Annotated in this window: 14 protein-coding genes; 12 read left to right on the top strand and 2 right to left on the bottom strand. The window is 46.7% G+C overall.

The annotated features are described in order from the left end of the window. The first annotated feature begins 19 nt into the window (after positions 1-19). Positions 20-781 carry a glucosaminidase domain-containing protein gene (locus tag EYS05_RS16680; protein WP_330575498.1) on the top strand — a complete coding sequence of 254 codons (762 nt, stop codon included), beginning with the start codon at positions 20-22 and terminating at the stop codon, positions 779-781. 60 nt (positions 782-841) lie between these two features. On the opposite strand, the gene EYS05_RS16675 is transcribed toward EYS05_RS16680, so the two are convergent. Further along, the gene (locus EYS05_RS16675; protein WP_138277588.1) at positions 842-2350 is read right to left on the bottom strand and encodes a 4Fe-4S dicluster domain-containing protein; all 1509 of its coding nucleotides are present in this window, start codon (positions 2348-2350) and stop codon (positions 842-844) included. A gap of 399 nt (positions 2351-2749) precedes the next feature. Here EYS05_RS16675 and EYS05_RS16670 point away from each other — a divergent pair, with 399 nt between their 5' ends. The 7 genes from EYS05_RS16670 (at position 2750) to EYS05_RS16640 (ending at position 11367) form a co-directional block, all read left to right on the top strand. Continuing rightward, a complete protein-coding gene (locus tag EYS05_RS16670) occupies positions 2750-3229 on the top strand; it encodes a complex I 24 kDa subunit family protein (RefSeq protein WP_022426537.1) in 480 nt (159 codons plus the stop codon). Continuing rightward, positions 3226-5097 carry an NADH-quinone oxidoreductase subunit NuoF gene (locus EYS05_RS16665; RefSeq protein ID WP_118514461.1) on the top strand — a complete coding sequence of 624 codons (1872 nt, stop codon included), beginning with the start codon at positions 3226-3228 and terminating at the stop codon, positions 5095-5097. Before EYS05_RS16670 ends, EYS05_RS16665 begins: the two co-directional genes overlap by 4 nt. Positions 5098-5112: 15 nt before the next feature. Then, a complete protein-coding gene (locus EYS05_RS16660; protein ID WP_118514459.1) occupies positions 5113-6810 on the top strand; it encodes a [FeFe] hydrogenase, group A in 1698 nt (565 codons plus the stop codon). A 140-nt stretch (positions 6811-6950) separates the two neighbouring features. Beyond that, complete coding sequence (spoIVA, locus tag EYS05_RS16655; RefSeq protein WP_138277587.1) at positions 6951-8420, top strand: stage IV sporulation protein A; 1470 nt, start codon at positions 6951-6953, stop codon at positions 8418-8420. 326 nt (positions 8421-8746) lie between these two features. Continuing rightward, a complete protein-coding gene (locus tag EYS05_RS16650; protein WP_118624890.1) occupies positions 8747-9019 on the top strand; it encodes a hypothetical protein in 273 nt (90 codons plus the stop codon). A gap of 148 nt (positions 9020-9167) precedes the next feature. Beyond that, positions 9168-9992, top strand: a complete 825-nt coding sequence (locus EYS05_RS16645) for a S8 family peptidase (protein ID WP_118514453.1) — start codon at positions 9168-9170, stop codon at positions 9990-9992. 163 nt (positions 9993-10155) lie between these two features. Next, complete coding sequence (locus EYS05_RS16640) at positions 10156-11367, top strand: NADP-dependent isocitrate dehydrogenase (RefSeq protein WP_118514451.1); 1212 nt, start codon at positions 10156-10158, stop codon at positions 11365-11367. 121 nt (positions 11368-11488) lie between these two features. Here EYS05_RS16640 and EYS05_RS16635 read toward each other — a convergent pair whose 3' ends face one another. Further along, complete coding sequence (locus EYS05_RS16635; protein WP_118514449.1) at positions 11489-12286, bottom strand: sirohydrochlorin cobaltochelatase; 798 nt, start codon at positions 12284-12286, stop codon at positions 11489-11491. A gap of 201 nt (positions 12287-12487) precedes the next feature. On the opposite strand from EYS05_RS16635, the gene hemA reads away from it, so the two are divergent. From hemA to cobA, 4 genes are read left to right on the top strand one after another with little or no spacing between them, the layout of a single operon-like run. After that, positions 12488-13717: a glutamyl-tRNA reductase gene (gene hemA, locus EYS05_RS16630; protein ID WP_138277586.1), complete on the top strand. Its 1230-nt coding sequence runs from the start codon at positions 12488-12490 to the stop codon at positions 13715-13717. Then, positions 13707-14198, top strand: a complete 492-nt coding sequence (locus EYS05_RS16625; RefSeq protein WP_118514445.1) for a precorrin-2 dehydrogenase/sirohydrochlorin ferrochelatase family protein — start codon at positions 13707-13709, stop codon at positions 14196-14198. The genes hemA and EYS05_RS16625 overlap by 11 nt, the downstream gene beginning before the upstream one ends. Beyond that, complete coding sequence (hemC, locus tag EYS05_RS16620) at positions 14185-15078, top strand: hydroxymethylbilane synthase (protein ID WP_334295817.1); 894 nt, start codon at positions 14185-14187, stop codon at positions 15076-15078. The genes EYS05_RS16625 and hemC overlap by 14 nt, the downstream gene beginning before the upstream one ends. Then, on the top strand, positions 15075-16580 hold the full coding sequence (cobA, locus tag EYS05_RS16615) for a uroporphyrinogen-III C-methyltransferase (protein ID WP_138277585.1): 1506 nt from the start codon (positions 15075-15077) through the stop codon (positions 16578-16580). Before hemC ends, cobA begins: the two co-directional genes overlap by 4 nt.

Below are 16580 nucleotides of genomic sequence, written 5' to 3'. Positions count from 1 at the left end.
AAGGATTGATTATTGATATATGTACAGATTCCGAAATAGTTTTTGTTTACGGATGATGATGCTTGCAGGCGTTCTGGTATTCGGAACGCCTGTGGGTGTTTTTGCAGAAGAAGCGGATCATTCCATGGAGGGACAGATCTCCAAGCCCCAGCCATCCGGAGAGAGTGATGCAGATAGTTTTGTGGATGATTCCACAGATAATACTTACGGATATTATACGATCATGGGGTGTACCACAGTGACTGGGGAGGATATGGTGGCGCAGTATGAGGCGCAGAATGTGGAATATCCTTCCGGTATCCTGACAGAGGGTGGCGCACCGGACATTGATACGTTTTGCACAATTGTGACAGAGGAAGCGGATGCGGAGGGTGTCCGTGGGGAGGTTGTTTTTGAGCAGGCGATGCTTGAGACCGGTTGGCTTCAGTTTGGCGGAGATGCCAGTGCCGGGCAGTTTAATTTTTCCGGACTTGGGACTACCGGCGGCGGTGTTGCCGGAAATTCCTTTCCGGATGTCAGGACCGGGATTCGGGCTCAGGTACAGCATCTGAAGGCTTATGCGTCTTCGGATGAACTGAATCAGGTCTGTGTGGATAACCGTTTTCAGTATGTGACCCGGGAGAGTGCACCTTATGTGGAATGGCTTGGGATTCAGGAGAATCCTTACGGCGGTGGATGGGCCGCCGGGAGAAGCTATGGATATAAGCTTAGAAGCCTTCTGGCAAATCTGAAAGGTGAGGAATATACCTGGCCGGAGAGCACAGAGGCTGTGGAGAAATGATGAAATGGAGATGTGCGTCTGAATAAAAACAGGCGCACATCTTTTTGTGTCAAAGATTAATTAATTCAATTCCAGATTTTCAAGTTCCTGAGATGGAATCTTAGGGTCTGAGCCATCTACATATTTCTTGAGTGCTTTGGAGGTTTTTGCGAAGCCGGCATTGGTTCCGGCACCGCCGATGCAGCCTCCCGGACAGGCCATTCCTTCGATCATGCAGTTTTTGATCTTGCCGGCTTTGGCCAGAGTGAGAACTTTTTTGCACTCAGCGAGGCTTTCGGCGTGTTCGATGTGGACGGGGACATCAGGATAATATTCCTTCAGACAGGCTTCAATGGCACCAGCTACGCCGCCGGCGATGGCGTATCCTCGTCCTGCGGCGGTTGCGGCCTGGGTTTCTTCCGGAATATCCTCGCATGCAGATGGAATGATATCTTTGGCATCGAACAATCCCCAAAGTTCTTCGAAAGTGATAACAAAATCCACATCACTTCTTACGGAATGGCGCATGGCTTCCAGTTTCTTGGAGGCGCATGGTCCGATGAATACTACTTTCGCATTGGGATGTTCTTTTTTTACAATGCGGGCAGTTGCCACCATCGGGGTCAGTTCCTGTGAGATGTTGTCAATCATAGCCGGGAAGTATTTCTTCGCCATTACAGACCATGACGGACAGCAGGAGGTAAGCAGGAACGGGAGATTGCCGGTGGCTACTTCTTTTGCATAATGATGGGCCTCGGAAATACAGCCGATGTCTGCGCCGAGTGCTACTTCATAAATATTGGAAAATCCAAGCTGAGTTAAAGCAGAGCGGAATTTACCGGGAGTTACATCTTCACCGAACTGATTGATGTAAGCTGGTGCAATTTCTGCAATAATCTCAGTTCCCTCACGGAGGGCATGTGCCAGCTGGAAAATCTGGGATTTATCAGAGATGGCACCGAATGGGCAGCTGACCATACACATACCGCAGGATACACATTTATCCTGGTTGATGGAAGCGCGTCCCTGTTCATCGCTTTCGATGGCTTTTACACCGCAGGCGCGTTCGCAGGGACGTTCTTTATGGGCGATGGCGTCGTAGGGACAGACAGCTTTGCATCTTCCGCAGTGAATGCATTTGTCCTGGTCGATGAAGGATTTTCCGTTTACCATGGAAATGGCGCCTTTGGGGCAGGTGAGTAAACAGGGATGTGCAACACAGCCGCGGCACATGTTGCTGACTTCGTATTTGTTGGATTCGCATGCGGAACATGCGGAAGGAATCACCTGCATAAGAGGTGGTTCATAATATTTTTCATCAATATTGCTGGCTTTTACGCCATCAGTAAGATGTACAGAACGATTTTCCGGGCGGAGGGAAAGTCCCATGGCCAGACGGACACGTTCACTTGCAACAGCTCTTTCACGATAGATGCTCTCGCGATATTTCGCGCGTTCCTCTACAATATTGTAAGGGATGGATTCAATATCGTGAATCAGGGATTCGTCCGTGGATTCAAATCCGATCTTCGCAATTTCTGTAAAAATCTTTCGCCGGATCTGTTTAACTGGTGTGTCGAGATTTCGCATAAATGTTCTCCTTTTCAAAAAATGATTAAAATGTTTTCCACGCACTTTTTATTCATCTTATAGTAATTGAGAAATAAAATCAACAATAGGAAATGTTTTTTTAGCAGAAACAAAAAAAGAATATTTGTTTCTTTATTGTCATGAATGTTAAAAAATGCACATTTATTATAAAAAATAGATGCAAAACCAGTAAGACGTTGTAAACTTTCTAATATATTCTGAAAAAAACGAAAAAATATCTTGTGAAAAATGACGATATAAGTTATAATTAAAAGCACGAAAATAGTGCAATATAATGATAGGCACGTAAATGAGGCACTGACAGAGTGTTAAAGCATTAACCTGTAGTGGAACAGGTTGATCAAGTGGAAAATCTATGAGAAACAAGGAGGGAACCGAATGTTAGACCAGACGTATTACAAGAAAACGGATGAGATCATCGAGCACTACGGCCGGAAAGCTGCATCACTGATTCCGATCATGCAGGATATTCAGGCTGAGTACCGTTATCTTCCGGGAGAGCTTCTTACTTATGTTGCGGAACAGATTGGTGTAAAAGAAGCGAAGGCGTACAGTGTAGCTACTTTCTATGAGAACTTTTCCTTTGAGCCGAAGGGCAAGTACATCATCAAGGTATGTGACGGTACTGCCTGTCATGTACGTAAGTCCATGCCTGTAAAGGAAGCAATGCTGAAGGAGCTTGGACTGAGTCATAAGAAGCATACTACAGATGATATGATGTTTACCGTTGAGACAGTCTCCTGTCTTGGTGCCTGCGGACTTGCACCGACACTGACTGTAAATGATGAAGTTCACCCGAAGATGACTCCTGAGAAGGCTGTTGAGCTTTTAAATGAATTGAGAGGTGAGAGCGTATGAGTATAACCAGTATGGAAGATCTGAAAAACAAACAGGCTGAGGTTAAGAAGAATCTTGATGGCTATACCTGCCGTGTTCTCGTCTGTTCCGGTACCGGATGTATTGCTTCCGGTGCTCAGAAGATTTATGAAGAAATGTCAAGACTTTGCGAGGGAATCGAGGGCGTTGCAGTTGAGATGCAGAAGGATGTTCCTCATGTAGGAATCGTTAAGACCGGATGCCAGGGCTTATGTGAGCTTGGTCCTCTTATGAGAATTGAGCCATATGATTATCAGTATGTACATGTTCAGGTAGATGACTGTCGCGAGATCGTAGAGAAGACCGTGATCTGCGGACTGCCTGTTGAGCGTCTGTTTTATCGTCATGATGATGAGGCCTGTCCGCATCCGAGTGACATTCCGTTCCTGAACCAGCAGACAAGGATCGTTCTTGAGAACTGTGGCAAGATCGATGCAGAGTCCATTGATGAATATATTTCCGTAGGCGGCTTTTCCGCAATGGCGAAGGCGTTCTTTGAAATGACCCCACAGGATGTTATTGATGAGATCACGAAGTCCGGCCTCCGCGGCCGTGGCGGTGCAGGTTTCCCTGCAGGCAAGAAATGGTCACAGGTTGCACGCCAGCCGGAAAAAGTCCGTTATGTAGTATGTAACGGTGATGAGGGTGACCCGGGAGCATTTATGGATGGCTCTGTAATGGAAGGTGATCCTTACAAGATGATCGAGGGTATGGTGATCGCTGCCTATGCAGTAGGTGCAGAGGATGGTTATATTTATGTACGTGCCGAGTATCCTCTTTCTGTACAGAGACTCCGGATGGCCATTGAGCAGGCAGAGTCCTATGGCCTTCTTGGCGATAATATCCTTGGTTCCGGTATCAATTTCCACTTACATATCAATCGCGGTGCCGGAGCGTTCGTATGTGGTGAAGGTTCTGCCTTGACTGCCTCTATCGAAGGCAACAGAGGTATGCCTCGAGTAAAACCTCCGAGAACTGTCGAGCAGGGTCTGTGGGGTAAACCTACTGTTCTCAATAACGTAGAGACCTACGCCAACGTACCGAAGATCATCCTTCAGGGTGCTGACTGGTTCCACACCATCGGTACAGAAGGAAGCCCCGGAACAAAGACCTTCTCACTTACCGGTTCCATTGAGAACACCGGTCTTATCGAGGTGCCGATGGGAACAAGTCTCCGCCATATCATTTATGACATCGGCGGTGGTCTTAAGAGTGGTGCTGCATTTAAGGGAGTACAGATCGGCGGACCATCCGGTGGATGTCTGATCGATGACCAGATCGATCATCCGCTTGATTTTGATTCCGTTAAGAAGCTGGACGCTATCATGGGATCCGGCGGACTGGTTGTTATGGATGAGAATACCTGTATGGTAGAGGTTGCACGTTTCTTCATGAGCTTTACACAGCGTGAGAGCTGTGGTAAATGTGTTCCTTGCCGTGAAGGTACGAAACGTATGCTTGAGATCCTGGAGAGGATCGTTGAAGGCAAGGGCGAGCTTTCTGACCTGGATGAGCTGGAAGAGCTTGCAAACATGGTTCAGAGCATGGCACTGTGCGGCCTCGGTAAGAGTGCACCGCTTCCAGTCATCAGTACTCTGAAGCGTTTCCGTGACGAATATGTAGAGCATATCGTAGATAAGAAATGTCGTGCGAAGGTCTGCACGGCGCTCCGTCAATTCCATATCAATCCTGAGTTCTGTATCGGCTGCGGCAAGTGTGCGAAGAACTGTCCGGCTGGTGCGATTTCAGGAAAGATCAAGCATCCACATGTAATCAACAACGACGTATGTATCAAATGCGGATCCTGTAAGGATAACTGTAACTTTGATGCGATTTATGTGGAAGCATAGAAGGGAGGATATCTTATGGGTACAATGACAATTGACGGAAGAAAAGTAGAATTTACCGACGAAAAAAATGTCCTGACAGTCATCAGGAATGCCGGTATCAATATCCCCACACTGTGCTATCATTCAGAGGTTTCCACATTTGGTGCCTGTCGTCTCTGTACAGTTGAGGATGACAGAGGCAAGACATTTGCTTCCTGTTCCGAGCAGCCGAGAGACGGAATGGTTATTTATACCAATTCCGGCCGTATTAAGAAATATCGTAAACTGATCGTGGAGCTGCTTCTTGCAGCACATTGCCGTGACTGTACAACCTGTGTAAAGAGCGGCGAATGTATCCTGCAGGAGCTGGCACATCGCCTTGGTGTGCGTAATATCCGCTTCGAAAATACAAGAGAACAGCATGAGATCGATGACAGTTCACCGTCCATCATCCGTGATCCGAACAAATGTATCCTCTGCGGCAACTGTGTACGTGCCTGCGAGGAGCTTCAGGGAATCGGAGCTCTTGGATTCGCATTCCGTGGAACAGAAGCCATGGTTATGCCTGCATTCAATAAAAAGATTGCTGAGACACAGTGTGTAAACTGTGGTCAGTGCCGTGTTTACTGTCCGACAGGTGCGATCTCTATCCGTACACATATGGATGAAGTATGGGATGCACTGGCTGATAAGAATACTCGTGTTGTTGCACAGGTTGCACCGGCAGTTCGTGTTGCAGTTGGTGATCATTACGGACTTGCCAAAGGCAGAAGTGTTATGGGTAAAATCGTTAACGCGCTTCACAGAATGGGCTTTGACGAAGTATACGATACCACATTCAGTGCCGACCTTACCATCATGGAAGAGACCAAGGAGTTCCTAAACAGAGTGGAGAAGGGTGAGAATCTTCCGCTTCTGACTTCCTGCTGTCCTGCATGGGTGAAGTTTATCACTGATCAATATAAAGAATATGTTCCGAACATTTCTACCTGCCGTTCCCCACAGGGAATGATGTCTGCGGTTATCAAGGAATACTTCCGTGATCCGGAGCATGCAGCAGGCAAGAAGACCGTTATGGTTTCCATTATGCCATGTACAGCCAAGAAGGCAGAGGCAATCCGCCCGAACAGCTTTACCGATGGCGAGCAGGATACCGATATCGTTATCACAACCACAGAGCTTCTCCGCATGATTGATAACTTTGGTCTTGATTTTGCAACACTGGATCCGGAAGCATGTGATATGCCGTTTGGATTTGGTTCCGGCGGTGGCGTTATCTTCGGTGTTACCGGTGGTGTTACCGAGGCAGTTCTTCGAAGACTGAGCCCGGATCACAGCAAGGAAGCCATGCATGAGATTGCAGAGTGCGGTGTTCGTGGTGAAGAGGGAATCAAGGAATTTACCGTGCCGTATAAAGGAATGGATATCAATGTATGTGTTGCCAGCGGCCTTGCAAATGCAAGAATCGTTATGGAACGTGTAAAGAACGGTGAGGCAAACTATCATCTGATCGAGGTTATGGCGTGCCGCCGTGGATGTATCATGGGTGGTGGTCAGCCGACCAGATCCGGTGACAGGACCAAGGCAGCCAGAGCAAGGGGTCTGTATAATGCAGATAATACCATGATCATCAAGAAGTCCGATGAGAACCCGCTGGTTCTGGAGCTTTATGAGGGACTTCTCAAGGGCAAAGAGCATCATTTGCTTCATAATGAGTTTTATATTAAAGACTGATAAGGTACAAAGGGCTGCTGTTCTCATTGAACAGCAGCATATAAGAAGCCTTCCGGGCATATACTGTGGTATGCGGGAACTATCTTTTGCAGATGGTTTCCGGAGCTTACAGGCCAGTATATGCAGGGAGGCTTTTTTATATGGAAAACTTTCAGGTTTACCGTGATATCCAGGCACGGACGGGCGGGGATATCTACATAGGGGTTGTGGGCCCGGTCCGTACAGGAAAATCCACATTTATCCGGAGATTTATGGAACTGGTGGCACTGCCTGCGCTTAGTGAGGGAAAAAGAGCAGAGCTTCAGGATGAACTGCCGCTCAGTGGTGCCGGGAAAATGATCACAACCGTAGAACCCAAATTCATTCCAAAAGAAGCGGTGGAGGTATCCATAGGGGAAAACCAGAAGATCCGGGTAAAGCTTATTGACTGTGTGGGCTTTTTGGTAAAGGATGCATCCGGAAATGTGGAAGAAGGCAGGGAACGGATGGTCAAAACACCATGGCAGGAAAAAGCAATCCCGTTTCATGATGCGGCCCGGATCGGGACGGAAAAAGTGATCAGCCAGCATTCCACCATTGGAATTGTAGTCACAACAGACGGAAGCTTCGGGGAAATTCCAAGAGAAAATTTTATTCCGGCAGAAGAACAGACGATAAAAGAGCTGAAAGCCCAGGGAAAACCCTTTCTGATCCTGGTAAACTCCCAGACTCCCTACAGTGAGGAAACTGGAAAAACTGTAAAACATCTGGAAGAGAAATTCGGAGTATCCGTTCTGGCAGTCAACTGTGAACAGCTTAGAAAAGAGGATGTGACCAGGATCCTGGAGAAGATCCTTTATGAATTCCCGGTCAGTGAGATAGAGCTTTTTGTTCCCAGATGGGTGGAGATGCTTTCTCCGGAACATGAGGTAAAGGCGGCTCTGTTAAATGAGATTCGGGAAAAGATGACCAGACTTACTCATGTGCGGGATGTAAGCAGAGAATCGGTATATCTGGAATGTCCATATGTGGAAGATACATTGCTTGAACAGGTCAGTCTTTCCGATGGAAAAGTCCGTATCCGGATCGCAGTAAAAGACATTTATTATTATCAGATGCTCAGTGAAATGAGCGGGATATCCATGGAAAGCGAATATGAACTGATCCAGACCATAAAAGAGCTTGCCGGTATGAAGGAACAATTTGTAAAAGTCCAGGCTGCCCTGGAAGCGGTAAAAGGAACAGGGTATGGGGTTGTTGTGCCTGAGCTTTCCGAGATCACTATTGAGGAACCTGAGGTGATCCGTCAGGGAAATAAATTCGGAGTAAAGATCCGGTCAAAAAGTCCGTCCATTCATATGATCCGGGCGGAGATCGAAACGGAGATCGCTCCGATCGTTGGTACAGAACAGCAGGCGGAGGATCTGATAAAGTATATCAGAGAAAGCCCGGAGCGAGGGGAAAGTATCTGGGAGACCAATATTTTCGGAAAATCCATCCAGCAGCTGGTGGAAGACGGAATCCGGAACAAGCTGGCCATGATCAGCGAAGAAAGTCAGGTGAAGCTTCAGGATACTATGAAGAAGATCGTAAACGACAGCAAAGGCGGACTGGTGTGTATCATCATATGAATGGAGAATAGAATTGCAAAGCAAAAAGGACGTTCTTCAGCAGACGTCCTTTTTTTGATGTTGTTTTTTCCATTCTGCGATAAACTGAAGCTGTTCCTGGTCAGATAGTTCTTGGGAAGCGGCGTCATTTCCTGCAGCGGCACAGCAGAAAAGAACAAAGATCTGGAGTCCGAAGAATACAAGAAAAAAGAGAAGCATAGAAAAACCTCCTTTATTTTTCAGATATGTTAAGTATTGGAGGAGATAATGTATTTTATACATTATATTGCAAGAAAATCTAATTATCACCGGGTATGAAGATTTTTAAAACAGGAGGAAAAGAAACCATGAAAAAGAGAAGATTCGCACAGCTTGTTCTCATGATCACAATGCTGTTTTGCCTGACATTTGGTACAGTGTGTGCGCAGGCGGCAACAACAGCAACCACAACAACCGCAAAAGCAGCCATTAAAAATGGCTGGAAAAAAGAGGGCGGTCAGTATTATTACTACATAGGACAGGCTAAGGGCTGGCATACCGGTGTTTATGGAAACTACAGCTACGGAATGGACAATCAGATCCAGAAAACAGTTGATTTCCGTACAGGAAGAGGAAACTAAATAAAAAATATACAGCAAAGATCCCGGGGATTCAGATGTAAGATCCCGGGGTCTTTTTATATAAAACGAGTAGCGGGAAAGATGGCCGCAGAATAAGCTAAAGAAAGGTCAGCTGTCCGACGGGAGAGCTTTGGAAAGGTATAAAAGGATGTATACAGGGAAAGGGATAGGCGTGGCAGTTCTGGATACCGGTATTTTTCCCCATATAGATTTTGGCAGCCGTATTTCCGTGTTCCGTGATTTTACAGGAATCAGACGCAGCCCATATGATGATAACGGACATGGGACTCATGTCAGCGGGATCCTTGCAGGGGACGGAACTGCATCAGGAGGAAAATATAAAGGGGCTGCACCTGGCTGCAGTATCGCTGCTCTGAAGGTTCTGGATCGTTTCGGGAACGGAAGCAGGGAGGATGTGATGCGGGCATTTCGGTGGATCATGGAATTTGGAAGTATTTATCATATCCGTATCGTTAATATTTCAGTGGGAACAACATCCCGGGATCATAAGGAACAGACAGATCTTCTTGAAGGAGTGGAAAAACTCTGGGATCTGGGATTTGTGGTGGTAGCTGCAGCAGGAAATCAGGGACCGGGGGCCGGCACGGTAACAGCACCGGGAAGCAGCCGGAAGATCATTACCGTAGGCTCCAGTGATATGCTGAATGGCAGAAAGGCAGTTTCCGGAAGAGGCCCTACCTTTGACTGTGTATGCAAACCGGATCTGGTAGCGCCGGGAAGCCAGGTCATTGCCTGTGCACCGGGACTGCCGTATTCATATGGGCTCAAAAGCGGAACCTCCATGTCGACGCCTCTGGTGTCAGGAGGAATCGCCTGCCTTCTGGAAAAAGATCCTCGGCTTTCTAATGTAGAGGTAAAGATGTTGTTAAGAGAAAGTGCAGAAGATATGGGACTTCCCAGAAATCAGCAGGGATGGGGGAAATTTAACTGTGAAAAACTGTTGGCAGGTTGAATTATTATACAATTCTTATAAACAAAGCGTGGTAACGCACAAAAGCGTTGACGGAACCGGAAAATATGAGTACAATGTACAGTAAAAGTGCTGAAGAAAGATTCTAAAGGAAAGAGCACCTGGAATCCGAACAGGAGAATAAACCTCAAAAGGAGAAAATAATATGGAAAAAATCAAAATGCAGACACCTTTAGTTGAGATGGACGGAGACGAGATGACCCGTATCCTGTGGCAGATCATCAAGGATGAACTTCTCACACCGTATCTGGAACTGAATACAGAATATTATGATCTTGGTCTTGAGCACAGAAATGAGACAGATGATCAGGTTACCATTGATGCAGCAGAAGCAACCAAAAAATACGGAGTAGCCGTAAAATGTGCCACGATCACACCAAATGCAGCCAGAATGGAAGAGTACGACCTGAAAAAAATGTACAAAAGTCCAAACGGAACGATCCGTGCTATTCTTGATGGAACTGTATTCCGTGCGCCGATCGTTGTAAAGGGAATCGAGCCATGTGTAAAGAACTGGGTGAAACCGATCACACTTGCACGTCATGCATATGGAGATATCTATAAGAATACAGAATTCTATATTGACAAGCCGGGAGATGCATATCTTGTATTTGAGGGCGAAGACGGAGAAGAGCGCAAGGAGCTGATCCAGCATTTTGACGGAGCAGGAGTTCTCCGTGGCATGCATAATCTTGATGATTCCGTAAAGAGCTTTGCGAGAAGCTGCTTTAATTATGCACTGGACACAAAGCAGGATGTATGGTTCGGAAGCAAGGATACCATTTCCAAAACATATGATGGAAGATTTAAAGAGATTTTCCAGCAGATCTTTGATGCAGAGTTTAAGGATAAATTTGAGGAAGCTGGCCTGACCTATTTCTACAGTCTGATCGATGATATCGTAGCCCGTGTTATGAAGGCAGATGGCGGTTTTATCTGGGCATGCAAGAACTATGACGGAGATGTTATGAGTGACATGGTATCTTCCGCATTTGGCTCTCTTGCCATGATGACCTCTGTACTGGTATCACCGAAGGGATATTTTGAGTATGAGGCTGCCCACGGAACAGTTCAGAGACACTATTATCGTCATCTTGAGGGAAAAGAAACATCCACAAACTCCGTTGCAACGATCTTTGCATGGACAGGAGCTCTCCGCAAGAGAGGTGAACTGGACGGAAATGAGGCACTTGCTGATTTTGCAGAAAAACTGGAAAAAGCAACACTGGATACCATTGAAAGCGGAAAGATGACCAAGGATCTTGCATTGATCACTTCCCTGAAAGAGGTACAGGTATTGAACAGCAAAGAGTTTATCCTTGCTGTAAAGACAAAACTGGATGAACTGATGGCATAAATAACAGAAATTTCAGAACTTCAAGTAATCTCATAAAAATAAAAAACTGCACCGGAAGATCCTGGGATGGATCACGGTGCAGTTTTTTCATGAGGGATATATGTGGATCATCTTATCTCTGTCAGACCGAAGCGTTCATGGCCTGCTGTACATGTTCCACAAGGATCTGCCGGACCTGGGGATATTCTCCAAGTCCCTTCAGTACAGGGGTGACTTCATATCCTTCGGAAGAAAGACGGTTCATCCAGGAGTCCGAATCTGCACCTGCCAGATCGTTCTGTGCATGGTCGCCGGCTACGATCATGAAAGGCGCCAGCACGATCTTTTTCGGATGAAAGCTGTCGGCAGCCCGGAGAAGGGAGTCCAGGGCCGGATAGGCTTCTACAGTTCCAAGAAAAATATTTTTATGTCCGGTATCTTTAAAACGGTAATCCAAAGCAGCATAAACCGTGTTTGCGTAGTGCTCTGTTCCATGTCCCATCAGTACAAGTGCAGTGTCCGGATCCATGTCCCGGAATTCATCTGCAACTACCCGGACGATCGCCTGGTTATCTTCTTCCGTTGTGAGAAGAGGATTTCCGAAAACAATACTGGAAAAACGGTCACGAAAAGAAAGCGCATCGGCTTTCATCTGATCATTTTCGATACCGTTGATCACATGAGTCGGCTGTACGATCACATCGGTGATACCATCCAGAAGCATCTGTTCCAGAGCTTCCTTTACCGTGTGGATCGTAAGACCGTCCCGCTTTTTCAGTTTGGCAATGATCATTTTGCTTGTCCATGCACGGTAGGTGGGACAGGCAGGGAATGCATCGGCAATATCGTGCTCGATGGCTTCGATGGTAAGTTTACGGGTGTTTTCATAGCTTGTGCCGAAACTTACTACTAGGATCGCTTTTTTTGAAGCTGAGTTCATACGGGGATTTCCTCCATCCTGATAATTATGGTGATTATGATAAAATCTTTATATTTCTCCGCTGGAATATAAAGATAATCCGCAATTTCTACCATAAGATATTATAAAAGGGAGGGCTGACATTGTCAATCGTAGTTGACTTTCCCTGTGGAAATGTTTATCATTATAAAAGATTGTGAAAACAAAGGAGAAACGTAGGACATGAGTATATTCATGCTTGGAATTGATCATAATATGGCACCTGTAGATGTCAGAGCGCAGTTTGCCTTTACCCGCAAAAATACCGGAGAGGCGCTGCACAGGCTGAAAGAAGAAGCTGGGATCTGCGGGTGTATTATTCTGTCGACCTGTAACCGGCTGGAACTGTGGGTAAGTACTGCAGATGAGAAGAAGCCAGACCTGTATCAGTGGCTTTGTTCGTTGAAAGGTGTGCAGGGAGAACAATACCAGAAGTATTTTACCAGCAGAGAAAATGAAGAGGCGGTGGAGCACCTTTTTTATCTTACCAGCGGACTGAAATCCCAGATTCTGGGGGAAGATCAGATCCTGACCCAGGTAAAAGAGGCGTTGAGCATGTCAAGGGATGAGTTTACCACAGACAGTGTTCTGGAGGTGCTTTTCCGTATGGCGGTAACTGCAGGCAAGAAGATCAAAACGGAAGTGCCGTTTTCCCATGGAAATCCTTCTGTGATCCATCAGGCTATCCGTTTTCTGGCAGAAGGCGGTTACGATGTTCGCAATAAAGTCTGTATGGTGATCGGAAACGGTGAGATGGGGAAGATGGCTGCCCAGACACTGCGTGAAGCAGGAGCGGATGTGACGGTTACGATCCGTCAGTACAGAAGTGGTGTTGTGAGTATTCCGGTTGGATGCAGCAGGATCAATTATGGTGAGAGAATGGACTATCTGCCGGAGTGTGACCTGGTGGTCAGCGCAACAGCAAGCCCCAATTATACACTGACGGAAGAATTGTTTGAGGATGTACGTGTGGAACGACCTATGATCCTTATCGATCTGGCAGTTCCAAGAGATATTGATCCGGAGATCCGAAAAAAAGATAACATCACACTTTATGATATGGACAGCTTCCGAACCGACGAGACACCGAAGGAACTTGCAGATAACCTGGAAGCAGCAGGCTCCATTGTGAAGGACCAGATGAACGAATTTTTCCAGTGGCTGGAAGGTCGTGATATCATCCCGCGCATCCAGGAGATCAAAGCGGATGCTGTGGAAGATCTGAACCTGAGGATCGAAAAAATCTTCCGGAAAACTCCTATGGAGGATTCAGACAGAGAAAACCTGAAAAAAGCAGTGGATATTGCAGCCGGAAAGGTTGTGAACAAGCTGATCTTCGGGCTTCGGGACAGTCTGAATCAGGATGCTTTTCTGGAATGTGTGGAAGGACTGGAGAAACTTTATGAAGAATAAACCTTATTTCCCCATGTTTATAGACCTGTCCGATAAAAATATCGTTGTGGCAGGAGGCGGCAATATTGCTACCAGAAGAATAAAGACTCTTCTGAAATTTACAAGAAATATCACAGTGGTGGCTACAAAAGTGACCCAGGAACTTATGGACCTTGGAAAAGCAGGAACTGTAACTTTACATATCCGTCCCGTGAAACGTTCAGACTTTGCCAACGCATATATGGTGATCGCAGCCACCAATGACTGGAAGCTGAATGATGAGATCCACCGTGTCTGTAAGGAGGAGGGCATTTATGTCAATGTAGCCTCCGACCGGGAAGCCTGTGATTTTTATTTCCCAGGCGTATATATGCGGGATGAAATGGTAGTTGGAGTTACAGCCAGCGGACTGGATCATAAAAAAGCAAAGCGTGTAAGGGAAGAAATCCAGAAAGCGCTGGAAAAAGTACTGGGAGAGCAGGATGAAGATGAAGAGAGATAAGATCGTGATCGGCAGCAGAGAGAGTAAGCTTGCAGTGCTGCAGAGCGAAATGGTCCGTGACTACATAAAAGAAAAAAATCCGGATCTGGAAGTGGAAATCCTCACTATGAAAACTACCGGGGATATCATTCTGGACCGTACACTGGATAAGGTTGGCGGAAAAGGGCTTTTTGTAAAGGAACTGGATAAAGCACTGATAGATGGAAGAAGTATTCTTTCTGTACACAGCCTGAAAGATATGCCTATGGAGGTTCCGGAGGAACTGCCGCTGCTGGCTTTTTCCAAAAGAGAAGATCCGAGAGACGTACTGGTTCTTCCTGATGGAGTTTCTGAACTTGATAAAAGCAAGCCCCTTGGATGTTCCAGCTTAAGGAGAACCTTACAGCTTAAAAAACTGTATCCGGATATGGATGTCAGAAGTATCCGCGGAAATCTTCAGACAAGACTCCGGAAGCTGGATGAAGGACAGTACAGTGCATTGATCCTGGCTGCTGCCGGTCTTAAGAGACTTGGATTGGAATCCAGGATCAACCGGTATTTTACAGCAGATGAGATCATTCCGGCTGCTGGCCAGGGAATCCTTGCTGTACAGGGAAGAAAAGGGGAAGCTTATGATTTCCTGGAGGACTACTGTGATAAGGATGCCTGGGCCGCGGGAAGTGCGGAGCGTGCTTTTGTAAAGCTCCTGGATGGAGGATGCTCTTCTCCGGTGGCTGCCCATGCGGAAATTTTTGGGGATGAGATCTATCTCAGAGGGCTTTATTATAATGAAAAAGACGGTTCCTATGTAACAGGAACACTGCGTGGCAATAAGGCAGATGCGGAAAGCTTAGGCAGGGAACTGGCAGAAACTCTTCGAAAAAAAGGAGAAAACAGATGAAAAAAGGAAAAGTATGGCTGGTAGGAGCGGGTCCTGGCGATATCGGCCTTTTTACATTAAAAGGCCTCAAAGTGCTGGAACAGGCAGATGTGGTCGTCTATGACAGTCTGGTAGGTCAGGGAGTTCTGTCAAGAATCCCGGAAAATGTCAAGCTGATCAATGTAGGCAAACGTGCCAGTCACCATATCATGCGTCAGGAAAATATCAATCAGGTACTTCTTGAGGAGGCACAGCGGGGTCTTCGTGTGGTGCGCCTGAAAGGCGGAGATCCATTCCTCTTTGGAAGAGGAGGAGAGGAACTGGAGCTTCTTCGGGAGAATGGGATTCCTTATGAGGTTGTTCCGGGTGTTACTTCTTCCATTGCAGTACCGGCATATAACGGGGTTCCGGTAACACACAGGGATTTCTGTTCTTCAGTCCACATCATTACAGGACATAAGAGGGCCGGAGAAGAATACGATATAGACTTCCGTGCACTTGTTGATACAAAGGGAACTCTTGTGTTCCTGATGGGCGTGTCCGCGCTTCCGGATATCTGCGAGGGTCTGATAGGTGCAGGAATGGAAAAGGATATGCCTGCGGCGATCCTGCAGAAGGGAACTACAGCAGGTCAGAAACGGATCGTAGCAACAGTTTCTACCCTGGAAGAAGAGGTGAAACGCCAGGGAATCGAGACCCCGGCGATCATTGTGGTGGGTAAGGTGTGTACACTGGCAGAGAAGTTTGGCTGGTATGAAGAACTGCCGCTTTCAGGATGGAAAGTCCTTGTCACAAGACCGAAAGAGCTTGTTTCCAGAACTGCGGACAAGCTTCGTGAAAAAGGCGCGGAGGTTCTGGAACTTCCGGCGATCCGTACTGTCCCCATGGAAGACCAGAACCGTCTCTATAAAGCACTGGATCACCTGGAGGAATATCAGTGGCTTGTATTTACCAGCCCTACAGGTGTAAGGGTATTTTTTGAGGAACTGATCCGTCATGGAAAAGATATCCGTGCCATGGGAAATGCCCGTTTGGCCGTGATCGGGGAAGGAACAAAAAAGGCCCTGAAGGAAAGAGGTCTGCTGGCAGATTTTGTGCCTTCGGTATATGACGGGGATACTCTTGGAAAGGAACTTTCAGAGCTTCTCTCCGGTGGAGAAAAGATACTCATCCCGCGGGCAGAAAAGGGAAATGAAAAACTCACTGCATTTCTTGCACAGGCAGGTGCTGTGATCGAGGATGTTCCGACCTATCAGACTCTTTACGAAAAGAGCCAGCTCATCGATGAGAAGAAGGAATTTGAAACAGGACAGATCAGCTGTGCGGTGTTTACAAGTGCCTCCACTGTGAAGGGATTTGTGGAGGGAACAAAAGGACTGGATTATTCAAAGGTTAAGGCAGCCTGCATCGGCAGACAGACGAAGGAAGCTGCTGAGAGCTTTGGAATGAAAGCATATATGTCAGAAAAAGCCACCATTGACAGTCTTGTCAAGCTGGTGGAGGATATGAAAAGGAGCGAATGA

Origin of the sequence: Blautia sp. SC05B48 (genome assembly GCF_005848555.1) — a bacterium.
GTDB lineage: Bacteria > Bacillota > Clostridia > Lachnospirales > Lachnospiraceae > Blautia_A.
The sequence above is the reverse complement of the archived record's forward strand: the minus strand, read 5'-3'. Positions and strand labels throughout refer to the sequence as shown.